Annotated in this window: 29 protein-coding genes; 11 read left to right on the top strand and 18 right to left on the bottom strand. The window is 46.3% G+C overall.

Annotation, left to right across the window (positions count from 1 at the left end; translation table 11 throughout):
* Positions 1-39 precede the first annotated feature (39 nt).
* Both ACMUEV_RS13080 and ACMUEV_RS13075 read right to left on the bottom strand, forming a co-directional pair.
* A complete protein-coding gene (locus tag ACMUEV_RS13080; RefSeq protein WP_017288651.1) occupies positions 40-609 on the bottom strand; it encodes a hypothetical protein in 570 nt (189 codons plus the stop codon).
* Between the two features lie 3 nt (positions 610-612).
* The gene (locus ACMUEV_RS13075) at positions 613-1,200 is read right to left on the bottom strand and encodes a phycobiliprotein lyase (RefSeq protein ID WP_017288652.1); all 588 of its coding nucleotides are present in this window, start codon (positions 1,198-1,200) and stop codon (positions 613-615) included.
* A gap of 521 nt (positions 1,201-1,721) precedes the next feature.
* Here ACMUEV_RS13075 and ACMUEV_RS13070 point away from each other — a divergent pair.
* The 6 genes from ACMUEV_RS13070 to ACMUEV_RS13045 all read left to right on the top strand — a co-directional run bounded on the left by ACMUEV_RS13070 (position 1,722) and on the right by ACMUEV_RS13045 (position 6,477).
* Positions 1,722-2,180, top strand: coding sequence for a response regulator (locus tag ACMUEV_RS13070; RefSeq protein ID WP_242044507.1), 459 nt, complete (start codon positions 1,722-1,724; stop codon positions 2,178-2,180).
* The gene (locus ACMUEV_RS13065) at positions 2,177-3,679 is read left to right on the top strand and encodes a response regulator (protein ID WP_190651938.1); all 1,503 of its coding nucleotides are present in this window, start codon (positions 2,177-2,179) and stop codon (positions 3,677-3,679) included. The genes ACMUEV_RS13070 and ACMUEV_RS13065 overlap by 4 nt, the downstream gene beginning before the upstream one ends.
* A 431-nt stretch (positions 3,680-4,110) precedes the next feature.
* Positions 4,111-4,629, top strand: a complete 519-nt coding sequence (locus tag ACMUEV_RS13060; RefSeq protein WP_017288655.1) for a phycocyanin subunit beta — start codon at positions 4,111-4,113, stop codon at positions 4,627-4,629.
* A gap of 79 nt (positions 4,630-4,708) precedes the next feature.
* The gene (cpcA, locus tag ACMUEV_RS13055) at positions 4,709-5,197 is read left to right on the top strand and encodes a phycocyanin subunit alpha (protein WP_017288656.1); all 489 of its coding nucleotides are present in this window, start codon (positions 4,709-4,711) and stop codon (positions 5,195-5,197) included.
* 133 nt (positions 5,198-5,330) lie between these two features.
* Positions 5,331-6,200: a phycobilisome linker polypeptide gene (locus tag ACMUEV_RS13050; RefSeq protein ID WP_017288657.1), complete on the top strand. Its 870-nt coding sequence runs from the start codon at positions 5,331-5,333 to the stop codon at positions 6,198-6,200.
* A 19-nt stretch (positions 6,201-6,219) separates the two neighbouring features.
* Complete coding sequence (locus ACMUEV_RS13045) at positions 6,220-6,477, top strand: phycobilisome linker polypeptide (RefSeq protein ID WP_017288658.1); 258 nt, start codon at positions 6,220-6,222, stop codon at positions 6,475-6,477.
* Between the two features lie 411 nt (positions 6,478-6,888).
* Here the strand turns inward: ACMUEV_RS13045 and ACMUEV_RS13040 are convergent, their stop codons facing one another.
* From ACMUEV_RS13040 to ACMUEV_RS13015, 6 genes are all read right to left on the bottom strand, one after another.
* On the bottom strand, positions 6,889-7,089 hold the full coding sequence (locus ACMUEV_RS13040) for a hypothetical protein (RefSeq protein WP_190651939.1): 201 nt from the start codon (positions 7,087-7,089) through the stop codon (positions 6,889-6,891).
* Between the two features lie 221 nt (positions 7,090-7,310).
* Positions 7,311-8,126, bottom strand: a complete 816-nt coding sequence (locus ACMUEV_RS13035) for a HEAT repeat domain-containing protein (RefSeq protein ID WP_190651940.1) — start codon at positions 8,124-8,126, stop codon at positions 7,311-7,313.
* Between the two features lie 45 nt (positions 8,127-8,171).
* Entirely contained in the window at positions 8,172-9,008 is an 837-nt protein-coding gene (locus ACMUEV_RS13030; RefSeq protein WP_017288660.1) for a HEAT repeat domain-containing protein, read from the bottom strand.
* 116 nt (positions 9,009-9,124) lie between these two features.
* Positions 9,125-9,613: a phycocyanin subunit alpha gene (cpcA, locus tag ACMUEV_RS13025; RefSeq protein WP_017288661.1), complete on the bottom strand. Its 489-nt coding sequence runs from the start codon at positions 9,611-9,613 to the stop codon at positions 9,125-9,127.
* A gap of 85 nt (positions 9,614-9,698) precedes the next feature.
* Entirely contained in the window at positions 9,699-10,217 is a 519-nt protein-coding gene (locus ACMUEV_RS13020) for a phycocyanin subunit beta (protein ID WP_190651941.1), read from the bottom strand.
* A gap of 408 nt (positions 10,218-10,625) precedes the next feature.
* Entirely contained in the window at positions 10,626-10,832 is a 207-nt protein-coding gene (locus ACMUEV_RS13015) for a hypothetical protein (RefSeq protein WP_026148694.1), read from the bottom strand.
* Between the two features lie 317 nt (positions 10,833-11,149).
* On the opposite strand from ACMUEV_RS13015, the gene ACMUEV_RS13010 reads away from it, so the two are divergent.
* Positions 11,150-11,509 carry a hypothetical protein gene (locus tag ACMUEV_RS13010; RefSeq protein ID WP_017288664.1) on the top strand — a complete coding sequence of 120 codons (360 nt, stop codon included), beginning with the start codon at positions 11,150-11,152 and terminating at the stop codon, positions 11,507-11,509.
* 52 nt (positions 11,510-11,561) lie between these two features.
* Here ACMUEV_RS13010 and ACMUEV_RS13005 read toward each other — a convergent pair whose 3' ends face one another.
* The 4 genes from ACMUEV_RS13005 to ACMUEV_RS12990 form a co-directional block, all read right to left on the bottom strand.
* Positions 11,562-11,933, bottom strand: coding sequence for a phage holin family protein (locus ACMUEV_RS13005; protein ID WP_017288665.1), 372 nt, complete (start codon positions 11,931-11,933; stop codon positions 11,562-11,564).
* Between the two features lie 45 nt (positions 11,934-11,978).
* On the bottom strand, positions 11,979-12,164 hold the full coding sequence (locus ACMUEV_RS13000) for a YqaE/Pmp3 family membrane protein (RefSeq protein ID WP_017288666.1): 186 nt from the start codon (positions 12,162-12,164) through the stop codon (positions 11,979-11,981).
* Positions 12,165-12,263: 99 nt separating this feature from the next.
* On the bottom strand, positions 12,264-12,809 hold the full coding sequence (locus tag ACMUEV_RS12995) for a hypothetical protein (RefSeq protein ID WP_190651942.1): 546 nt from the start codon (positions 12,807-12,809) through the stop codon (positions 12,264-12,266).
* Between the two features lie 39 nt (positions 12,810-12,848).
* Positions 12,849-13,115 (bottom strand): YkvA family protein, encoded by a 267-nt coding sequence (locus tag ACMUEV_RS12990; RefSeq protein ID WP_190651943.1) that lies wholly within the window; start codon positions 13,113-13,115, stop codon positions 12,849-12,851.
* Positions 13,116-13,171: 56 nt separating this feature from the next.
* Between ACMUEV_RS12990 and ACMUEV_RS12985 the strand changes: the two genes are divergently transcribed.
* Positions 13,172-13,309 (top strand): hypothetical protein, encoded by a 138-nt coding sequence (locus ACMUEV_RS12985; protein ID WP_190651944.1) that lies wholly within the window; start codon positions 13,172-13,174, stop codon positions 13,307-13,309.
* On the opposite strand, the gene ACMUEV_RS12980 is transcribed toward ACMUEV_RS12985, so the two are convergent.
* The 5 genes from ACMUEV_RS12980 to ACMUEV_RS12960 form a co-directional block, all read right to left on the bottom strand.
* Positions 13,306-13,803: a hypothetical protein gene (locus tag ACMUEV_RS12980; protein WP_017288669.1), complete on the bottom strand. Its 498-nt coding sequence runs from the start codon at positions 13,801-13,803 to the stop codon at positions 13,306-13,308. The two genes, ACMUEV_RS12985 and ACMUEV_RS12980, sit on opposite strands and share 4 nt — an antisense overlap.
* 107 nt (positions 13,804-13,910) lie before the next feature.
* Complete coding sequence (locus tag ACMUEV_RS12975) at positions 13,911-14,396, bottom strand: hypothetical protein (protein WP_017288670.1); 486 nt, start codon at positions 14,394-14,396, stop codon at positions 13,911-13,913.
* Positions 14,397-14,499: 103 nt separating this feature from the next.
* Positions 14,500-14,925, bottom strand: a complete 426-nt coding sequence (locus ACMUEV_RS12970; RefSeq protein ID WP_036046024.1) for a hypothetical protein — start codon at positions 14,923-14,925, stop codon at positions 14,500-14,502.
* A 99-nt stretch (positions 14,926-15,024) separates the two neighbouring features.
* A complete protein-coding gene (locus ACMUEV_RS12965) occupies positions 15,025-15,528 on the bottom strand; it encodes a hypothetical protein (protein WP_190651945.1) in 504 nt (167 codons plus the stop codon).
* 88 nt (positions 15,529-15,616) lie between these two features.
* Positions 15,617-16,093 (bottom strand): hypothetical protein, encoded by a 477-nt coding sequence (locus ACMUEV_RS12960; RefSeq protein ID WP_017288673.1) that lies wholly within the window; start codon positions 16,091-16,093, stop codon positions 15,617-15,619.
* A gap of 480 nt (positions 16,094-16,573) precedes the next feature.
* Between ACMUEV_RS12960 and ACMUEV_RS12955 the strand changes: the two genes are divergently transcribed.
* Complete coding sequence (locus ACMUEV_RS12955; protein ID WP_199329554.1) at positions 16,574-17,818, top strand: serine/threonine-protein kinase; 1,245 nt, start codon at positions 16,574-16,576, stop codon at positions 17,816-17,818.
* Between the two features lie 68 nt (positions 17,819-17,886).
* Positions 17,887-18,420 carry a hypothetical protein gene (locus ACMUEV_RS12950; protein WP_190651946.1) on the top strand — a complete coding sequence of 178 codons (534 nt, stop codon included), beginning with the start codon at positions 17,887-17,889 and terminating at the stop codon, positions 18,418-18,420.
* A 437-nt stretch (positions 18,421-18,857) separates the two neighbouring features.
* On the opposite strand, the gene ACMUEV_RS12945 is transcribed toward ACMUEV_RS12950, so the two are convergent.
* The gene (locus ACMUEV_RS12945) at positions 18,858-19,100 is read right to left on the bottom strand and encodes a hypothetical protein (protein ID WP_017288677.1); all 243 of its coding nucleotides are present in this window, start codon (positions 19,098-19,100) and stop codon (positions 18,858-18,860) included.
* A gap of 477 nt (positions 19,101-19,577) precedes the next feature.
* Between ACMUEV_RS12945 and pyrC the strand changes: the two genes are divergently transcribed.
* Positions 19,578-20,606 (top strand): dihydroorotase, encoded by a 1,029-nt coding sequence (pyrC, locus tag ACMUEV_RS12940; protein WP_190651947.1) that lies wholly within the window; start codon positions 19,578-19,580, stop codon positions 20,604-20,606.
* Positions 20,607-20,759: the final 153 nt, after the last annotated feature.

Raw genomic sequence — 20,759 nt, 5'->3', positions numbered from 1 at the left:
CAAGGTGCAGCTTAAACAGAGATGATCAAAATTGTCATATCACCACTCCTGCCCTTCGCCTCTCCAAAACGCTAAGGGGTCTGGGATTAAAGGACAAGGCGGATAAAATCGCAAACAGTCTTCCTGCCCAGGCTGCACGATCGGTGGGGTAATCTCCAACCCTAGACAAAGATGCGTCAGCGATCGCGCAAATTGCAAATGATGACCCGGTGAGCCTGCATGAGCATGAGCATATTCGTGCAGAACCAGGAGCAACCAATCTTCCGGCAAGACTCGCCCCACATCGACCAAAATCGTGATTGGCTCAGTTTCAAGATTACAAATGGCATCGATGCCAAACGATCGAGCAAACGGTGCTGCAAAAATTTGGAGATTCGGCTGCTCCCAGGTATGAAAGCAGTTGTGGCAGTCTTGCAGAATTTGATGGAGTCGTTGATTGACCGCATCAATTTTCCGCCCGATCCAAGTACAGATCACTTCACGATTCTTGGAATCATGAATCAGATCGATCATCTCTGGATCAGGCGCGAGACTGCGAATTCCGTAGAGGTAATCGAGTCCGCGCGCAAAAGCGTCTGCACTGGTTGTAACAATCAAACGATCGCTCACCCTCTACCAACCAAAATAAGAGAAATACTTTGTAGATTCAGCCGCAGGAGCCTCAGCATCTGATGTTTCAGCGATTCGAGTCTCTGTACAAAATGTCGCGGTGCTAAATCCACCAAACCGCTTAACGGTGCTGGTTCGCATACGCAGGTCAGGATTTGCAAACCAGAACCGTTCGGTCGAACTCATCGTTTCATATTCAGTCGTTAGCACTAAGCCATCTTCGTCGTCGATATGATATTGTCCGGCGACCGGAACGATTTCGGCATAGCCACGTTCGCGCAACAGTGTGCCTCGCCGAGGTGTTTCTGCATCCGGAATTAATGCAAAGACGGTCGAACCTTGGTGATTTTCATCATCTTTATCCCAAGCCATCGAACCGTGCCATGCCACATACGCGCCGCCGATCGCTAAACTCGGATCGACCTCATGTAACTGGCAAATCTCAATCACTTTCGGATGGTCAGCCGCGAGTGCCTCAACTTCAATCTGAGACTCGCCCGGTTCAGCGCGTTTAAATGCGAGGTGATGCGTTGTGCGCTGCGATCGCCAACGCCCTGTACTTTGCTGAAAAAACTCCATCGCATCCTTCATCTCAATCTCGCTCCCTATAAATTCAACTCAAACGACCCTTGAAAAGCTGGTTGATTAAGCGTTGTGAACTAACTTTCTCATCGTATCGCAGTTCTGATAGATTCGTAGCCTGCTGAAACCGCATGTTCGTCAAGCAACCGCAACCTCCCAAAGCATAACTTTATTCAACTCAACAAAGGCTAGACATTTTTTAATATTAAGGATTATTACTTTGTTTCTCATTCTTGAGACAGCAGCTCCCTTGATCTCTTATCGTCATGAGAAGCTGGTTCACGAATTCACCATTTTTATATAGATTATTCAGTTTTAATTTAAGGAGCACAAAATGTCTAGTTCTTTGACATTCACCTTTTAAGCCTGGGGCTGTAATTAGAAAATTTCAGCGATTCGAGTGACTCAGCATTCTTTCTGAATCCGTGCCAGCAGATGCTGGAGATGATCAATAAAAATACGGAGCAATTAGTGTGATGGGTCAATCATGTTTTGGAGTTGCAACACCTTAGGGCAGAGGTAAGGTCACGATGGAAAAGCAATCCTGTAATCCCACAGACTTGATGGACCAAGCAACCGAAACAAGGCAGCCGAATGCCTGTGGGCATGAAACTCGCCCCAGAACGATTTTGATCATTGATGACGAAGAAGCAATCCAGATGGTGATTCGCTTTGGGCTGCAGATGACTGCCAGTTGGACGGTTTTAACAGCAGACTCTGGTTTAACCGGGGTTCAAATTGCTCAAGCCGAACAACCAGACGCAATTTTGCTCGATTATATGATGCCAAAGATGGATGGTATGGCAACCTTAAAAGCGCTTCAATCCTGTTCCGAAACAAATCGAATTCCTGTGATCTTTTTAACGGCAAAAGTGCAGTCTTTAGAAGAGCAACTTCAGACTTTAGGAATTAGCGGAGTCATTACCAAACCGTTTAACGCTCTGGATTTGTCCAAACAGATCGCCAAGATTTTGGAGTGGATTGAATGAAAATATTACTGGTTGAAGATGATGAGGCATTGTCTGCGATCTTAGTTCAGAATTTAGCTGCACATCATTATGTGGTGGATGCGGTTCATGATGGAGAATCAGGCTGGACGTATGCCTCGACGTTTGACTACGATTTGATCATTCTGGACTTGATGTTGCCAAAGTTAGACGGCATTTGTCTGTGTCAACGATTACGATCGGAAAACGATACTACTCCGATTTTGTTGCTTACTTCTGAAAGTGCGAGTACTGCTAAGGTCAGTGCTTTAGACGCAGGTGCAGATGATTATGTTGTTAAGCCTGTTGACACTCAAGAACTTGTTGCCCGCATTCGTGCTTTACTTCGCCGGAGTAGCAATTGCCCTTTGCCTATCATGACTTGGGGGGCGTTGTTTCTCAATCCGAGTACGTGTGAAGTCACCTATGACGGGTTACCACTGACGTTAACAACTAAAGAATATGAGCTACTAGAACTGCTCTTACGCACCAGTCCAAATTTGTTAAGCGTAGAAGAAATTCTGGATCGCTTATGGTCTTCTGATGATTTTCCTTCAGAGGCAACGGTGCGATCGCACATTCGACGATTGCGTCAGAAATTAGTCGAAATTGGCGCACCTCAAAATTTCATCACAACGGTACATGGACGCGGTTACTATCTCGGTACGCTTCAATCTGAGCCAAGACCTGCGCCGACTCCCGAACAAGACAAGCAGCCCAATTATTTAGAATTTTTGAACCATCTTTGGAGTAAAACTCAGCCGAAAGCACTTGAGCAATTAGAAGTGATCAATCAAGCGATCGCGGCACTACAGGCGGGAACATGCAGCCAGGAATTACAAGCTGAGGCGCGCCAAATTGCTCATAAGCATGTGGGCACGCTCGGAACATTTGGACTGAATCAAGCGATGGAGCTTGCTCGCTTACTTGAACAAGAATTTTCTAGCCAGACGATGCTGTCATCGCAGCAGGCAGAACGACTTGAGCCATTGTCGATCGCGCTTCAGCAAACTGTGCAACTGACGGCAAAGATTCAATCGGTTCCAGGAACACCAAGCCAGCCGAATTCTGCAATTGTATCGATTCCACTTCAATCAGAACCAATCTCTAGGGAAAATCCTCGCGTCATGATTGTGGACGATGACCATGCTTTTCTGCGGATGCTGCCGACCCTGCTCCAGCCCTGGCACTTCAACATTACAACACTGGGAGAGCCGCAGCAGTTTTGGGCGGTTCTAGAAGCTGTTCAGCCTGATGCGCTGGTGTTAGACATCCATATGCCAGAAATCAATGGATTACAACTCTGCCAAGCACTTCGGCAGCATCCGGCTTGGCGACGACTGCCAATTTTAGTCTTGAGTTCTGTGACTGACCTCAGTACTCAGAATCTCGCGTTTACTTTGGGAATTGATGATTATCTCTGTAAGCCGATCGTTGCGATCGATCTCGCTAATCGAATTTTGAATCGCCTTCAGCGCGTTCAAGCTTGGAGTCAAAGCTAAAGAGAACTGACCCAAAATTCTGCTCAAAAATAAGAACGCGATCGCGAAAGATTGCGACAAGCTGCAATGCTTAAATTAAATGTTAAGAACAGTATCTAAATGTAAACGGAATGCAAGGTTTCAGAAATCTTGTAAAAGCCTCAAACTTCTTGTCTAGTAAGGGTTTGAGGCTTTCGTATTATTTCTTAACTTCTTCTTTGAGCCTGATCCTAGGATTTGCACAAAATCTGCACAATTAAGTTGCTTTAATCATAACTATCGGAGAGCCGCTGAGCAGTTGACCTGGTTTCAATCGTTCAGTTCGCTCAAGTTCAACTCAACGAACTTGAGATTAGGTGCGGAATAAGCAGCTTTATATAGCTACTCATTTCCACCAAAGTTAAGGCTTAAAACTCCTTAGTAAACTTATCTCATTAACAGGAGATGTTTGAATGCTAGACGCTTTTACCAAAGTGGTTGCTCAGGCAGATACTCGTGGCGACTACATCAGCGATAGTCAAATCGATGCTTTGAAAGCAATGGTTGCAGACGGCTCGAAGCGGATGGACGTAGTTAACCGCATCACCGGAAACGCTTCCGCTATCGTTGCTAACGCAGCACGGGCATTGTTCGCAGAACAGCCTGCATTGATCGCTCCTGGTGGAAACGCATACACCAACCGTCGCATGGCAGCTTGCTTGCGCGACATGGAAATCATCTTGCGTTATGTTACCTACTCTATCTTCACAGGTGACTCCAGCGTTCTCGATGATCGTTGCCTCAACGGACTTCGCGAAACCTACCTCGCATTAGGCGTTCCTGGTAGCTCTGTCGCTGCTGGCGTTGGCAAAATGAAAGAAGCTGCAATTGCGATCGCAAACGATCCCAACGGTGTAACCCGTGGTGACTGTAGCTCCTTGATGGCGGAAGTGGGCGGCTACTTCGACAAAGCAGCAGCAGCAGTTGGTTAGTCTCTAAGACCAACCCGCATCCAAACGATTGAATCAATTTGAACATTCTTTGTACACCATCTTGAGAGGTTGATTAGGTATGAAAACGCCTTTAACAGAAGCGGTCGCAACCGCAGATTCGCAAGGTCGCTTCCTCAGCTCGACCGAAATGCAAGTTGCATTTGGACGCTTCCGTCAGGCTGCTGCTAGCTTAGATGCTGCAAAAGGCTTGAGTTCCAAAGCATCCAGCTTGGCTGATGGTGCAGCTAACGCTGTTTACCAAAAGTTCCCCTACACAACTCAAATGCAAGGGAACAACTTTGCTTCTACCCCTGCTGGTAAAGCAAAATGCGTTCGTGACATCGGCTACTACATCCGCATGATCACGTACTGCTTGGTTGCAGGCAGCACCGGACCGATGGATGACTATCTGATCGGTGGATTGGCTGAAATCAACCGCACCTTTGATCTGTCTCCGAGCTGGTATGTAGAAGCTCTGAAGCACATCAAAGCAAACCATGGTTTGAGCGGCGACGCTGCTGTCGAAGCAAACTCCTACATTGACTATGCAATCAATGCCCTAAGCTAGGGAATTTTGAATGCCCAGAGCGACTATTTCCTGCGGGATGCCCGATACGACGCATCTACAGGAGGTTGGAGGTCTGGGCATCTTGCTGTCAATTTCACCCCGTTGAATTGAAACAATTAGAGGAGAAAATCCTGTGGCGATTACAACTGCTGCTTCCCGTTTGGGAACTGATGCATTTAGCGAAGCCCGCCCGCTTGAACTACGATCGAATTGGACTCCAGAGGATGCCAAGATCGTAATTCAAGCGGTTTACCGTCATGTATTGGGCAACGATCACTTGATGGCATCAGAGCGATTGCTGGGTCTAGAGTCGTTGCTGAGCAATGGCAAGATCACCGTGCGCGAGTTCGTCCGCGCAGTCGCAAAATCTGAACTCTACAAGACGAAGTTTTTATATCCTAATTTTCATACTCGTGTGATCGAGCTGAACTTCAAGCATCTCTTGGGTCGTGCGCCCTACGATGAAGCAGAAGTGATTGAGCATTTGGATCGCTATCAGACGCAGGGATATGAGGCGGATATTGATTCTTATATCGATTCTGCTGAGTATGATGCAAATTTTGGGGACAATATTGTTCCTTACTACCGCGGTTTTTCAACCCAAGTTAGTCAAAAGACCGTTGGATTTACTCGCATGTTCCGGCTGTATCGCGGCTATGCTAGCAGCGATCGTTCTCAGTTAGAGGGTGCAAGTTCTCGCTTGGCATCGGAACTGGCTCGAAACAGTGCTTCTGCTGTCATTGGAACTTCTGGCGGTTCGAGCGGGTTTGCTTATCGTCCTTCTTTGCAAGGCGTAACTCCAACTCGGACATTTGGACGGTCTTCCACTGGATCTTCGGATCGGCTCTACCGGATTGAGGTGGCTGGCATTTCGTTGCCTCGCTATCCTTGGGTACGTCGCAGCAATAAAGCGATCGTAGTTCCTTACGAGCAGTTGTCTAGCACGCTTCAGCAAATCAATAAGCTGGGCGGTAAAGTAGCTAGCGTAACTTTGGCGCAATAGATAAAAGGAGCGTGTCATTATGTTGGTTGGATCAAATCGGTCTGCAACAGCAGATAATCGTGTTTTCCTTTATGAAGTCGAAGGTCTACGTCAAAACGATCAGACGGAGAACAACAGCTATCCGGTTCGGAATAGCAGCACGGTGACCTATGCTGTGCCTTATCGTCAGATGAATGCTCAGATGCAAAAGATTACCCGCATGGGTGGAAGAATTGTGAACATTCGTCCGGCTGGACAAGCAGCGCCTGCACCTGCTTCTGAAGAGCACGGCGAATAATCGTTTCACAATTCTATTAATTAAGTGGGAGATCTAAAACGATGAGTTTGGATGCTCCCTCTTTTTTGTGAGGTTGCTAGTCGTTGCATTAATTTTGCGGAATTCCTCGGACTTAACGAAGAAACGCTTGCGGTCGGTGTGCAACGGGCTTGCTCTGCTGCTGACTACACCTTATTGATGAGCTTGTCATATTCCGCGTGAGTTCCGATCCAAAACCAAGAAATGCCGCTTTCCACCTCAACCCCTAAAGCGCGATAATCTAATCCTGCGCGAACTGACCAGTACTTTTTACCGATCTTCTTGAAATACAATGATGGGCTTTCAAAAGTTCATAACATTGGGCAGCTGTCTCTTGAACATTCTTAGGCAAATCGTCATAGCACTTCCAAAATCTTCGTGTGGTGTAGTGCATCAGATTTCTCGGCAATGCCCCGCTTTAAATTCAGCGATCGCTTCTTCAGCCAAATCTTCTAATTTGCCGTCTGCTATGTTCTGTTCTAGCTGCTCATCCCAACGCTGATAATCTATGTCAAAGAACCACTGTCTGAGGCGCTGAAACTCGTCTGATGGCAGGGTCAGGATAGCAGCTTCGATTTGCTCAAGAGTTGACATAACAGACTACAGCTTTTGGGTTTCCCTCACATTATAGCTTTGTCGTGAAGTCAACTCTCCGCTGATTTCATGTGTTCTGATTTCCATTTTACCCACTGTGTATAGGTTTGAAGGTCTGCTGATGCATCCAGACCTTCAAATCGGGACTTCGGATCGTTCAATGAGCTATCGCCTCATCCACCAGATTCAAGAAGTTTTCCAAATGGCATCCAAAGTAGAAATCAGAGATTCTCGTCATTCTGAGAAAGCGATAAAGCGAGTCCACGATAGCGGCGCGGATCACCTTCTGCGAGGACAAGCCGTTCCTGCCCTTTGCGATCGTACAGTTTATCTAAAATCATCTGCCAATCAGAAGCCGATAGCGGAGAGGGTTGCTCCTCGACTTTAGGAGCGGGAACTGCGTTTTTCACTTGTTGCTGTGCCCAACACGCCCGAGCGCGAACGGCATCGCTCTCATCTTGCTCTGCAATTTGTTCAAACTGAGCGAGAATCTGCGATCGCCAATCGGGATAGGTCTGTGCGATCGCTTGCGCCAGAGCTTGCAACCCTACGATCGCTGAATAGCGCACCACCCATTCTTCGTCCTGGCGTGCGACAAAGATCAATGCTTCTAGGGCCTCTTCTTGAGCAATCTCTAACAAATTTTCTGGGAACCAATGCCACTTCATGGTTCCGAGTCCTTTGGCTGCGGCTCGCCGCACGCTGAGCGAAAAATCAGCAGTTGCGACGCCTAACAATGTCACTAATCCTCTTGGATCACCAATGCCTGCCAGTGCCCGAATCGCCCAAGCTCGTGCTGTATAGTTATGTCCATCGAGTTGTTCGAGCAGGGGTGCAACCGCAGGTTCTCCTAACTCAATTAATCCTTCCACGGCTGCAACGGCTGCCCCTGGATTGTTATAGCTCAGCGAGGCGACCAACGTTGGAATCGCACCTTCTAACTTTGCGTCGGCAAGATTTTGAACAGCCTTGAGCAAAGCATAAGCAGAATCTGCGGCATCGACCGCCTGAATCAACGATGAAAGAGAGTCAGACATGAGGAGAAGAATTTAAGTGCTAAGTGTATTGTCGCTCGATCGCGTCTAAAGGAGTTCATCCATCAAGTGCATCACTTGAATTGCGCCCTCAGATAAGTTGGGGAGCGGACTTTCGACTAATTGCGTTTCGAGTAATCCCTTTAAAGAAATTAATTTCAGACTATTTTCTGCTAGGGTTTCAGAAATCGGTTTTGCTGCAGCTAAATATCCGATCGCGCCTAAATCTGCTAAGACCGTGCGCCGAAGTTGCAGGTCTTGACTCGATAGTGCTTGCACTAAGCGATCGCCATATTCAGCCGCAATTTCAGGATTTGGGCTGAGTTGGTACATTGCTCTTAATGCAGCAAATTGGGTTCGGGGAACAAAATGGTTTAAAAATGGCTGAATGTGAGGAATCGCTTCGGTTGCACCCAAGGTTCCCAACGCTTCTAAAATGGCATCAAAAGGTTGTTCTAGCTGAGGGGGTTCAGGTGCGGGTAACGTGCCGGGAACTTGATTATTCAACAATTCGATCAGTCGAGGCACACAGGCTGAATCTTGTAACATCTCTAAAGATTGGGCTGCGGCTTCACGCACATAGAAATCCGAACATTCCAGCGCATGAATTAATGCCGGAACTGCACGTCGATCGCCTAATTTTCCTAAAGCTCTGGCTGCATTGCGTCGGAGCGGATATCCTCCCGCATCGGTGCGATCGTCTTCATCATCTAACGCCGCGATCAGAATCTCGATCGCTTGAGGAGCATTGACGCGAAATCGCCCTAACCACCAGGCAGCGTAGACGCGCAATCCCAAATCTTCACCTTGAAGATTGACGATCGCTTGTTCTACCGTCAAACTCTCTCCTTGAAGACCTGCTTGCAGCTCTGCTTCATTTGCCATAACAGTTTCTTTAAAAGTGATTCACCACTCTTATCTTAAATAAGAAACTGCCCGGAAAAGAGCACAATCACGAATTCGCGATCGCGCGCTCTTCCGGGCAGGAGTCAACCTAAACTTTAGCTCAAAGCATTGATTGCGTAATCGAGGTAGGAATTTGCTTCAACAGCAGCATCGCCACTCAAGCCATGATTCGCTTTGATATATTTCAGCGCTTCTACATACCAACTCGGAGCCAAGTCGAACGTCCGGTTGATTTCAGCCAATCCGCTGATCAAATAGTCATCCATCGGGCCAGTTCCACCGACGACTAGGCAGTAGGTAACCATGCGCAGATAGTAACCAATATCACGCACGCACTTGTCTTTGCCGGTTTGCGTCGAAGCATAGTTCGGGCCAGACATGGTCGTGGTGTAGGGAAACTTTTGGTACACTGCATTTGCAGCACCACTTGCCAAGCTATTTGCATTCGCAGTTAATGCTTTTGCTGCTTCTAAACCTGCTGATGCTTGGCGGAAACGTCCGAATGCAACCTGCATTTCGGTTGAACTGAGGAAACGTCCTTGAGAATCAGCAGTTGAAACTGCTTCGGTTAAAGGGGTCTTCATGATCGGAACTCTCCAATAAATTCTGGTCGGGTCTGTTGGAACGGCATGGATCGATGTAGAGTTCTCGACCCATGCAGATGAGAAATTAAGCAACAGATGCTGCTGCTTTATCGAAGTAGCCACCGATTTCCGACATTAAGCTAGAGCAATCGCCAAGCGTGATCCCATTGGTATCACCCACGATCGACAAAGCTGCGTCTTTCATTTTGCTAACGCCTGCTGCAACTGATGCACCTGGGGTGCCCAATGCCAAGTAGGTTTCTCTCAAACCATTCAAGCAACGATCTTCTAAAACACTTGCATCGCCTGTGAAGATCGCATAGGTGACGTAGCGCAAAATGATTTCCATGTCGCGCAAGCACGCTGCCATACGGCGGTTGGTGTATGCGTTTCCACCAGGAGCAATCAATTGAGGCTGCTCAGCAAACAATGCACGAGCTGCATCTGCAACAATTTTCGACGAGTTGCTGGTAATCCGGTTAACAGCATCCATGCGCTTGTTGCCATCTGCAACCATAGCGATCAAGGCATCGATTTGGTTTGCGCTCAGGTATTCGCCGCGTGTATCAGCTTGTGCAACTACTTTTGCAAATGCGTCCAACATAATCTTTCTCTCTTAATAGCGTCTAGCGTGTAGGTTCAAAAAGAATCCGACCAAAGAATGCTTCCTTTAGTCCAGTTGAGAATCTGTGGGTTGAATTTTCCCGTCGCGATGCTGCGAGAGTCGTTCATTTCCTGCGATCGCTGATTGACGGTTCACTGCAAGATGACGAACCAATCGTTATCTCCAGGCAGTAGTCTGTCTTTCAGCTTGCTTGTTTATACTATGTCGTTCAATCCCGATTTGTTACAAAGTATTTTTACAAATCGTTACAATCTAAATGATGTCTAAAACTTCTGAATAGCGTGCCTGCTCAAGTTTTGCGGCGGATTGGGCTACTACACGCTTAATTTCTTTTCTCAAAAATGAGAAGGCGATCGTAGGAAGGTACGATCGCCGTTCGCGACAGATTTAAGCAACGGTCGCTGTCCAGTCTTTTTTGCGTAGGGCAATGAAGGTTGCGAGTCCTTTAGAAAATCCTAGCGGGTCAGGAAGAAAATACTGGGGAAACTCTTCGTAATGTCGCCAGGGTTCTGCGTCGGTGTGTCGTAAATGTAAAACGCGATTGTTTCCTTCTAGTTTCCAAAGCATTTGCCCGCCCATAGGTATTTCACTCATACGGAAGTCCTCGTTCGTTAAATCATCAGCAAATGGCTGATGCTCTACATTGTGCCAGCCTAAATCATTAAGTTCTGTCAACTTAACGACATTGAGGCTAGACATTTATACCGAATTACGATACAGCAGGACTTTACTATACACCTCTATCTTTTGCACAAGATTTGCACAAAGATTTATGAACCTTAAGACTCAGAACTGCGGGCTTATAAGAGAATTCGATCATAAGAAATCGTATAAATAAAACGTTCAGCCTTTGCGGACGGAGTTTGAATAAAAAGGCATCGCCTCCTGACCTTTGAATAGCGCTATTCGCAATGAAAACGCACTCTTCGCCTGATCTCTATCGAAGTTCTGCTGAGGATGAGAAGCTTTCTCCCTCTCTCGCGCAAAAGAAAATGCAAGCTTGGATTCGCAGTCGTCATTTGATTTGTGCGGGTCATTTCTTTGTGTTTGAATCGGTTGATCTCAGCGCGATCGAGCGCTTTTCTGAGTGTGTGGCGGCGCTAGGAGGTTCGGTGATTTCTATTGATCCGGCGGATAAGCTTTGGATGGGGGAGCATCGGCAGGTTGTGCTGTATCAAGCGAAAGCGAGTTTGCATACGCCTTGTCATTCTTTGAAGCAGTATTGGCTGAAGTATGGGGGAGTGCGTTCTCGGTTTGATTCGACAAATTAAAAGAGAGATCTCATCAAGTATGCGATCTCTCTTTTATTAGCTTAGAAGCAGATTATTGGTTCGCAGGCAAAGAACCAATCCCTTTTTCTGCAAAGTACTTGTTCAAGAAAGTTGTTGCAAAAGACAGAACAACGGGTCCCAAAATGAAAGCTAGAAATCCGTGAACTGCGAACCCAGGCACAAAGACTGAAGCGAGCCAGAAGCAGAGTCCATTGACAACGAGCGAGAACAATCCGAGGGTTAGAAAGGTGATCGGCAGAGAGAGCACAGAAAGTACAGGCTTCACGAAACCGTTGACTAATCCAACAGAAACTGCGGCAACTAAAGCAGCAGGGAAAGTTGCGATCGTCACACCCGGAATCACAAGGTCAACAACCAAAAGACCGAGTGCCGTGGTCAGCGTGGTGAGCAAAAAGCTAAGCATATTTGTTTCTCCTTCATTTGAGAGTGTAGAAAGTGTAGGTGGAAGCTAGATCGTGGACTGTTTGATCTTTTCGTCATGCTTCGAGATTGCCCAGAGTGCATGAATGATGCCAGGCACCCAACCAAGCAACGTCAGCCCAATACTCACGATGAGCGTGAAGCTAAAGCCATAGGTCATGAAAACAGCCACAGGAGGCAGAAGGATTGCTAGAAGTAACCGAACGAGTTGCATAAAATTAACCTCAATGGAGTAAATTTTGGACGTTGGAGCGGTGATGAAGCGGTGCTCGTAGAGGTTGAGCTGTAAAAGCTTGGCGCACCTCTGAAAGTTCTAGGATTTAGAGATTACGGTATTCAGGTATTCTTTGACTTGCTGCCGAATTTGCTGCTCTTTTCGGGCAACAAATGCACCCTGGTTAGCAATCTTGAGTTCGATCTCTGCTTGCTTTTGCTGCACTGGATCAATCCCACTTGCTTCTGCATTCGCCTTCGTTTTGTCGTACCAAAGTTGGAACAATCCGATGCGTTGCTTCACCGTTTCATACCGATTTCCATATTGAGTTACCAACTTTGCATCTAGGTTAACAAGCTGACTTCTCAATTGATTCACAAGCCGTTTCCCCAACCCTTTGAAAATGGTTGAAAAGGAAGGTGCTTCAGAACTTTCAGGCGTTTCTGCATCATTCAATGTTTGAGCAACTGTTGAAATGCTTTGATTGGCAGTCGCACGAATTTCACCCATACCTTCTTTCAGTTCTGTCATCGATTGGGTCGCGGCAGTCTGAATGATTTCGCGAATTCGAGATGTTCGGTTTCCGCCTTCTGTTTTGATGGCTTGCAGATCCGTCTTAAGGCGATCTTTAAGAGAGTCAGACATAGTTAACCTTCCGCATGAAGTGATAGAGTGGCGATCGACTTAAGTGGTTACGACTGAATCAGCCTTGCTCGCTTTGGTTTTACGATTCTTCAGTTGCTCACCTAGAATCTGAGTAACTTCGGCTGCGAGTACAGTAATCACAACACCATCATCAATCCAACCTAGAACTGGAACAACATCAGTTGCGAAATCAAGTGGACTAATCAAATAGAGCAAACTACCTGCAACCACAATCCAACGATATTTAGAATTCCGCAGAAGGGCGCGATACCAGTTGTAGAGGGGCTGAACTAGGAACTTCTTCATGATGGCGCTCTTTCAATCGACAACATCATCTTCGCAAACCTAGAAGCGACTGTCGGGTGTGGAAAACCCCTGGTTTTGGTGTAGTTCTACGACCTCGCAACCCTGGGGAGCGATCAGGTGATGCAATCCTGATGAATGGGCAGTTGCTAGGGTCATTTTTAGTGACGATCGCTGCGGATGAATGTCCAAATTAAGGTGTTTTTTGCAGTTTCTGCAAGCGCAGATTTGCTTCTTCAATCTGTTTCTGAAGCAGGGTTAAATTTGATTCCATATTCTTCTTCTGAACTTCTAACACTTCCGTTTCTTTGCGGAGTCGTGCCATTCGGGCTTGATGATCTGCACTGCGTCCTGGTTGATAAATCAAGCCTAAATAAACGGTGACATTCGAGGCATCTAATGTATTGACACCGACTGACAAATTCATCCCAAAATCATTCTCCGTATTGACATAGGCATTCGGGAGGTTTTGTAGCGGGTAGATATTGGGAACGCGAATGTTGGTGGTGTTGACGCTGTTGATGGGAACTTGTGGATTGTTTTGCAACACTTGGTTGAAGTTTGAGTTTGCTCCAACGGTGCTGTTTTGATTACTCGTAGCGGTTTGGGCAAGACAGACCGGATTGTGAATGAATTGGACAGTGGCGATTCCAGACGCAATAGAAACAAAAGTTGTTAGAAGTCGTTTCATCGTGATTAGAAAAGTTTTATTTCTATTTTTAAGATCAAGAAATGAGAAATTCGTCAAAAATCAACGATCGTTTAACGATTGAGTCTATCGATCGTTGATTTTTGTATCTAACGGACGCTGACAATCAAACTGTGATTAAACGTGCCTGTGCCACTTGCTTGCTGTGAAACTTGAGTTCCTGCCCCTGAAAATTCAATGCGTAGCGCTCCACGCGCGGGCTGATATTTGCCGGAAATGTCGATCGTCTTGGTTCCGCGAGAGAGATAAGGAGCCAGATTAACAACAGTTCGCGAGCCTTTCAACGATTGAATCACTTTGTCTCCAATTTTGATTTGTCCACCGAGTTGTCCTTTTGCGATCGACACAGTTAACCAACACGGTTGCTTTAGCGCTGTTGATCTGAGCGTGACCGAAGTTCGCTGCCGATTGCTTTGCAAGGAAGAATTCAAAAGGGTTGTTTGCCCATTAGACTGAATCACCATACTGTTATTGCGGATTTGAAGCGAAGTTTGAGCAAAACTGCTCTGGCAAGCCAACAGCGAGAACACACAGAACGTTCCAAAGCTCGATCTGAGTAATAATTGCGAATTCATAAAGAGTCCTCCAAAGTACAATCACCGTCACAGAAATTCAGGAGATCGGATGGAGTCGCTCCTGAATTGTGGGGCATATTTTTAGGCAAGGCATGAGTCGCACTTAACCCATGTTTGTTTGTGGAATTCCACTAAAGCGATGCATAAAGGTCGGATCGAGCGCAGGACTATAAACATCAACTTGAGTATTGACTGGAATCTGAATCGTCGGACCTCCAATGCCTGGAACATTTGGAACTCCCTGCATTCCATCTGTAATTGTCGATTGACTATTGCGAATTTGCGTAGCGGTACCTGGTGTGACTGCTGTTTGAGAATTGGTCGTGACTGCTGCACCACCAACACATCCACCATTTGCAGTCATGCCCACATTATTTTGCTGAGTGGAAGGGGTTTGCGATCCATGAATAGCTAACTGATTCGAGACATCAAGCATGACGCATTGAGCAGAAGCAGACGACGTAAATGCAGGTGCGAAAGGCAAGAAAGCTGCTGTAGAGAGAAGACCAATTGATAGTGACTTAAGCATGAGTGTGACTCCAGAATTGGGAGAGAGGAAAGGAACCTGCCGATTTTTTGCATCAGGAATCGGCAAACCTGGGTGAATCTTGAGCGGTAAATCTTGAGCTTAGTGCTGACCTACAACGGCGGTAGCTGCATTGCCTTGAGCACTGGTATTGCCATAGCCATACTGACCTGCATTTTGCACATTGCCTTGATAGACCATTGCACCATTGATGTTCGTAGGATTAGAGGGATAGTAAGGATAGTAGGGAGCACTGCCTTGGAAGACGTTAGCAGTCGAAGAGTTGCCTTGAATCGAAGTGTTGCCATGACCAATTTGAGCAGCATTTTGATCATTCGATTGAATCACGCTTGCGCCATTGATTCCAGCAGTTGGGCAGGGTGCAGCAAAGCACTGAATTCCGTAGTAAGGCGAACCATTTTGAGTGACAACTCCAGTTTGGACGTTTCCTTGAACAGATACATTACCGCTACCGACTTGAGTGGTGCTCTGATCCGAAGTTTGAACGACCGAAGCTGCATTTTGAGCGAAAGCGGGAGCCGTTGCGAAGCCACAAACAGAAGTTAACAATGCGATCGCGCCAAGTTTGATTGATTTAACAGACATGATGAGTTTTTCCTTTTGTTGAATAGAGTGTGAAGTAAGTCTGCCGATTTTTAGCGAGTGGGGAATCGGCGAAACCCGGTTGTGAAATTTAGTGTTGGGTTACGGTTGCATCCGTTGCACTGCCTTGAACAGAGCTGTTGAATCCACCGAATTGAAATGCACCTTGTTGGCTGCCTTGAACGACATTTGCACCATTCACACCCGGAGTCGGATAGCCGGGGAACCAAGGAGAAGTCGGTGTTCCTTGCGTTACCGTTGCGCTGGTTGCGTTGCCTTGAATGTTGGTGTTGCCGTAGCCAATTTGACCTGCTTGTTGAGAGTTGCCTTGAATCACGTTTGCGCCGTTGATGCTGGCGCCGTAAGGATACACGGGTGAACTCAATTGAGTCACATCAGCCGTTTGTAAGTTGCCTTGCACCGAAACGTTTCCGACTCCAGCTTGTTCTGTTCCTTGGCTGGATTGTTGAACGACCGAAGCTGCGTTTTGAGCGAAAGCAGGAGCGGTCATCAATACAGCAGACATTAAACCGAAGAAGGAAGTTTTGATTGCTTTTGCAGTAGTCATTGTTCGTTGTCCCTTGTTGAATAAAGTGTGTGTTTGAGTTGAACCTGAGAGATTTGTTTTAGCGGTTCACTCTTTTCTACGACTCGTTTTTCGATTTATGCAGCTCTGAATCTTTTGGTCTATTTTTTGTGACACATTCAGTGTTGTTCTGCGTTGTCGAATCTATTGTTGAACTTGTTGGTTCGAGTGAGTCAGAGTTGAGTGATTTGCTTCGTTTCCTCTCACACTCTGCACTACGACCTGTTCCAATGGCTTATGCAGACTGACTCGAAAATTTCTTGAATTAAAAGCCTTGAAACTATTGCTATATCTGAATCACACAATTTCAGGAAAAAGTTTTACGCTTGCTTTCAATAAGGTGAACTGCATAAAAACTGTTCGTCATTCGCATGAAACAGAAGAAGCCAGTCAATCATCTCAACTGGACTTCTCAATTTATCCAGTCGTTGGATTACAAGATTATCCACACAGGAGGTTTTTATGGTTGAGCATCAAGCAGGAGATGCCTTTGTCAGAATTGTCTACGCCAAAGTGCAGTCCAACGGCAGAACTGAGATGGTTCCACTCAAACTCTATGTCGATGGCTCACTCGAACACATTACCGGATCGCTGTTTGCCTCTTCTGAATCAGAAGTCTCTGCTCAATCTTTACTCAGCAATCGCTATCAGATTCAGCGAGTCCTCGGTCAGGGAGGCTTCGGTAGAACTTATCTCGCTGTCGATCGACATCGGTTTAATGAGCTTTGCGTCGTCAAAGAGTTTCATCCGCACAGTACAGAAGACTATGAGCTTGAAAAATCTCGTGATCTATTTGAGCGAGAAGCTAAAATTTTGCACGACATTGATCATCCTCAGATTCCCAAGTTTCTGGCTTGTTTTGAAGAAATGGATCGTCTGTTTCTGGTGCAAGAGTATGTGAAAGGACGCACCTATTCTGCATTGCTTCGAGAACGGCAGGGAGAAGGATTTGCTGAAGGAGAAGTTCTGCAATGGCTGAAAGATTTACTGCCAGTCCTGGCTTATATTCACGATCGTAATATCATTCACCGTGATATTTCACCAGACAATATCATGCTGCATCAAGATCTCAATATTCCGATGCTGATTGATTTTGGAGTTGGAAAATGGACGATCGAGCAGCTTTCTAATGAAGTTCCTGCTTATTCGAGAAAGCATTCGATCGTTGGAAAAGTAGGGTATGCACCTCATGAGCAGCTTTGGATGGGGCAGTGTTTTCCTAGTAGCGATTTATATGCTTTGGCAGTAACCGCGATCGTACTTTTAACCGGAAAAGAACCAAAGAATTTAGTCGATTCTCGGACACTTTCCTGGCAGTGGCAAAAGCATGTGCAAGTCAGCGATCGCTTTGCCAAAGTGCTTAATACTATGCTGAATGACAAGCCGAGTGAACGGTATGCTTCCGCTCAAGATGTGTTAGCAGCATTAGAGAACTCAGATACTACCTTAGTGAGCCAGGTTCCTGTGGTTACAGTGGTGAGTCAATCCGCGATCGCACCACAGCAGGCAACAATTAGTGCGGTATTGATTGATCAATGCGAGCGAGAGTTAGTCAATTACATCGGGCCAGTTGCTCGATTTTTAGTTCAAGAAGTTCTCAGTGGTGTCACTTCGTCAGAGGGATTGCTCACAGCATTGGCCGCTAAAATTCCGAATGCTCAACATGCGATCGAATTTCAACGTAAGTTATCTCGAATCGTTGCATAAGCTCGTTTTTCAAGTCGTAGTGATTCATAGAAGTAACAGATTTATCATTTTGTAAAAGAGGTCAACTCATGTCTAAGCCCCTTCATGCTTTCGTTCAAGTAAGTGGAATGCTAGCGATTTTACTCAGTGCAACTTATAGTAGTCCGTCAAAAGCTTCTGCCCAGTCTCTTCTCCCGGATATTAGCCTGATCGAAGGCGGACAAGTTTGTCTAGCACTGTGTACTTCAACACCGACTCAAGGCGCTCCGAATCAAGGGTTAGGTGCATTACCTGCTCAATTGATGCAGCTTCCCGGTCAAGTCCTTCAACTTCCAGGTCAAATTCTATCTTCTCAAAGCTCTCAAGTGATGCGCTCTAATCTTCCAATACTGCCACCTGGAGGTGCGCCGATGATACCACCGGGAGCACCACAAGGATTGCCGCCCGGAGCACCACCTCAAGGACTCCCACTTGGAGCACCTCAAGGACTACCACCTGGAGCACTGACGCCTGGAGCACCGCCTCAAGGATCAGTATCACAAGCTCCACAGTCTCAACGCACTAGTTTTCTGAAGAAGATTGCACCTGTGTTGCCAGTGGTGATTCAGCAGTTGGCGAAGTAATCTAAATTCACAGCAGAGAAGTAGATGGGCAGAATTAAACATCAGTTTGGCGAGTTCTCTCGCTTCGCTGCTGGCTCGCCCTGGAATGGAATTCCGGGGCGAGTTGAACGAAGACCTGTCATGGGATTTGTCAAGTAGCTGTAAGACATCATTTGCCTGCATTTCTAGCAACCATTCATTGAAATGTGATCGCTCAACTCGCTCCCCAATTTCCCGACGAATCCGGTAAATTGCCACTAAGTTATCGAGGTTGAAATCACGATTCAGGCGATCGTATACTTCCAGCGCAACAGGCTTAAAGTCCTCATAAGATGCGATCGCGCTTTTCTTCCCGTTACCATTTATCACACTGGCTGCACAATTTATCCGAATCCATTTCAACAAAACATTTGCTGTCTTCGCCCCAATACTGGCATCAAATTCAAACGACTCTGCTCTTAGACCCTCTCTAAGAGTTGTTGCCCTTTCGGATTGAGTTGAACCATTTTGTTTTTTAACGCGATCGCGCCATTTTTATCTAATGTCGAAAAAATTGGCTGGTAATCTGCGGCTTTTTCACCTTTGCGCTGCAACCGCCTCGTTAAATCACTCTTCTTGATTTCGGTCTCAATACTGCTCATCTCCCACAATGTCAGCAAAAGGCGAGTTTTTGCCTGGGATTCAGTTCCTCGTAACGTCATCAACTCTCTCCTGGGGACTAAGTTTGTTTACGTACACGTCGTCCACTCAGTATTTACTCAAGAAACATCGGTTTCTCCCAAAATACCCGGACATAAAAAACGATTAACGTAAAGAATTAAACAGCATACTTAGGTTTTATAAAAAACACTCAAAGGGGTGAAAAACACTTGTATTGCAAACAATTGAGCAACCTGCTAAGTATGCGAAAGAAGTCCGTCTACTACCATACAAGCTACAAATGCTGAGTGTCGATGGTGATCAGACGAAATTCGAGCGCAATCGGTAAAGTTCTGATGAAGAATGCGTAGGATCGATACATTATTCAATGATGAATCCGAAATATTGCTGAAGCATTTAATCTCGATTCTTCTACATCAAATAAAGTCTCGTCTGGTCAAAAACAAGAAATCATCTTCCTTTCCCTGTGCCGATTAGCGTATGTCTTTCTGAGGCACTCACCGTCTTATAATTGAGAAATGCAAAAGCTCACGATTACCCGACCTGACGACTGGCATCTCCATCTACGCGACGGCGCGGCATTGAAAGCAGTTCTGCCGCATACGGTGCGTCAGTTTGCCCGCGCGATCGTCATGCCAAATTTGAAGCCTCCAGTTCGCTCGGTCGCTGATGCCGCAGCCTATCGCGATCGCATTCTTGCAGCCGTTCCAGAGGGGCAACAGTTCGAGCCACTGATGACGCTCTACCTCACTGACAATACCAGCCCCGAAGAAATTATCGCGGCAAAAGCCTCTCAGTTTGTCAAAGCAGTCAAGTACTATCCAGCCGGAGCAACGACCAATTCAGACCTTGGGGTAACGGATATTCGCAAGTGCGATCGCGTTTTTGAAGCGATGCAGGAGGTAGACTTGCCTTTACTTCTGCATGGAGAAGTGACTGATCACACGGTTGATATGTTTGATCGCGAGAAGGTGTTTATCGATCGACATTTAATCCCACTCAGGCAAAGATTTCCCAAGCTGCGCGTCGTCCTTGAACACATTACGACCTCAGATGCAGTGCAGTATGTTCTATCGGCAAGCAACATTGCTGCAACTATCACGCCACAGCATTTGTTGTTTAATCGCAATAGCCTATTTCAAGGTGGGATTCGCCCCCATTTTTATTGCCTGCCCATTTTGAAACGAGAGGAACATCGATCGGCGCTTTTGCAAGCAGCAACCTCTGGTAATCCTAAATTCTTTCTAGGCACCGATAGCGCTCCTCATCCTCGCAATAGCAAAGAAAGTTCCTGTGGCTGTGCGGGCTGCTATTCGGCTCTGCACGCGATGGAGTTGTATGCAGAAGCATTTGAGAGCGTTGATGCTCTGGATAAACTTGAAGCTTTCGCCAGCTTCTATGGAGCAGATTTTTATCAACTTCCACGCAATACCGAACATATTATTTTGACCAAAACGACTTGGCGTGTTCCCGATGAAGTTCCATTTCCGGAATCTGAGCTTGTGCCTTTATGGGCAGGTCAAGAAATGACTTGGCAAATGGCGTGATCTTAGTACAAGAGCCGTGGATTGATGTCAGCGATCGTATGTTATCGATATGCTGTTCCTTGATCATTGAAAGCTAGAAATTCTTACGCTCCTTCGAGTGCTTCGAGATACAGAAACCTTACAAGGCTTTACCCGTTAAAATAGCTTTTTCCA

Source organism: Leptolyngbya sp. FACHB-1624 (assembly GCF_047649235.1).
In the GTDB taxonomy this organism is placed as follows: domain Bacteria; phylum Cyanobacteriota; class Cyanobacteriia; order Leptolyngbyales; family Leptolyngbyaceae; genus Leptolyngbya; species Leptolyngbya boryana.
This window is presented reverse-complemented; position numbering and strand designations above follow the sequence as displayed.

Coding starts and splice junctions, on each gene's coding strand:
- ACMUEV_RS13075 (WP_017288652.1), bottom strand. CDS start 1,200: ATGAAGGATGCGATGGAGTTTTTTCAGCAAAGTACAGGGCGTTGGCGA.
- ACMUEV_RS13070 (WP_242044507.1), top strand. CDS start 1,722: ATGGAAAAGCAATCCTGTAATCCCACAGACTTGATGGACCAAGCAACC.
- ACMUEV_RS13065 (WP_190651938.1), top strand. CDS start 2,177: ATGAAAATATTACTGGTTGAAGATGATGAGGCATTGTCTGCGATCTTA.
- ACMUEV_RS13060 (WP_017288655.1), top strand. CDS start 4,111: ATGCTAGACGCTTTTACCAAAGTGGTTGCTCAGGCAGATACTCGTGGC.
- cpcA (WP_017288656.1), top strand. CDS start 4,709: ATGAAAACGCCTTTAACAGAAGCGGTCGCAACCGCAGATTCGCAAGGT.
- ACMUEV_RS13045 (WP_017288658.1), top strand. CDS start 6,220: ATGTTGGTTGGATCAAATCGGTCTGCAACAGCAGATAATCGTGTTTTC.
- ACMUEV_RS13040 (WP_190651939.1), bottom strand. CDS start 7,089: ATGTCAACTCTTGAGCAAATCGAAGCTGCTATCCTGACCCTGCCATCA.
- ACMUEV_RS13035 (WP_190651940.1), bottom strand. CDS start 8,126: ATGTCTGACTCTCTTTCATCGTTGATTCAGGCGGTCGATGCCGCAGAT.
- ACMUEV_RS13030 (WP_017288660.1), bottom strand. CDS start 9,008: ATGGCAAATGAAGCAGAGCTGCAAGCAGGTCTTCAAGGAGAGAGTTTG.
- cpcA (WP_017288661.1), bottom strand. CDS start 9,613: ATGAAGACCCCTTTAACCGAAGCAGTTTCAACTGCTGATTCTCAAGGA.
- ACMUEV_RS13020 (WP_190651941.1), bottom strand. CDS start 10,217: ATGTTGGACGCATTTGCAAAAGTAGTTGCACAAGCTGATACACGCGGC.
- ACMUEV_RS13015 (WP_026148694.1), bottom strand. CDS start 10,832: ATGAGTGAAATACCTATGGGCGGGCAAATGCTTTGGAAACTAGAAGGA.
- ACMUEV_RS13010 (WP_017288664.1), top strand. CDS start 11,150: ATGAAAACGCACTCTTCGCCTGATCTCTATCGAAGTTCTGCTGAGGAT.
- ACMUEV_RS13005 (WP_017288665.1), bottom strand. CDS start 11,933: ATGCTTAGCTTTTTGCTCACCACGCTGACCACGGCACTCGGTCTTTTG.
- ACMUEV_RS13000 (WP_017288666.1), bottom strand. CDS start 12,164: ATGCAACTCGTTCGGTTACTTCTAGCAATCCTTCTGCCTCCTGTGGCT.
- ACMUEV_RS12995 (WP_190651942.1), bottom strand. CDS start 12,809: ATGTCTGACTCTCTTAAAGATCGCCTTAAGACGGATCTGCAAGCCATC.
- ACMUEV_RS12990 (WP_190651943.1), bottom strand. CDS start 13,115: ATGAAGAAGTTCCTAGTTCAGCCCCTCTACAACTGGTATCGCGCCCTT.
- ACMUEV_RS12980 (WP_017288669.1), bottom strand. CDS start 13,803: ATGAAACGACTTCTAACAACTTTTGTTTCTATTGCGTCTGGAATCGCC.
- ACMUEV_RS12975 (WP_017288670.1), bottom strand. CDS start 14,396: ATGAATTCGCAATTATTACTCAGATCGAGCTTTGGAACGTTCTGTGTG.
- ACMUEV_RS12970 (WP_036046024.1), bottom strand. CDS start 14,925: ATGCTTAAGTCACTATCAATTGGTCTTCTCTCTACAGCAGCTTTCTTG.
- ACMUEV_RS12965 (WP_190651945.1), bottom strand. CDS start 15,528: ATGTCTGTTAAATCAATCAAACTTGGCGCGATCGCATTGTTAACTTCT.
- ACMUEV_RS12960 (WP_017288673.1), bottom strand. CDS start 16,093: ATGACTACTGCAAAAGCAATCAAAACTTCCTTCTTCGGTTTAATGTCT.
- ACMUEV_RS12955 (WP_199329554.1), top strand. CDS start 16,574: ATGGTTGAGCATCAAGCAGGAGATGCCTTTGTCAGAATTGTCTACGCC.
- ACMUEV_RS12950 (WP_190651946.1), top strand. CDS start 17,887: ATGTCTAAGCCCCTTCATGCTTTCGTTCAAGTAAGTGGAATGCTAGCG.
- ACMUEV_RS12945 (WP_017288677.1), bottom strand. CDS start 19,100: ATGACGTTACGAGGAACTGAATCCCAGGCAAAAACTCGCCTTTTGCTG.
- pyrC (WP_190651947.1), top strand. CDS start 19,578: ATGCAAAAGCTCACGATTACCCGACCTGACGACTGGCATCTCCATCTA.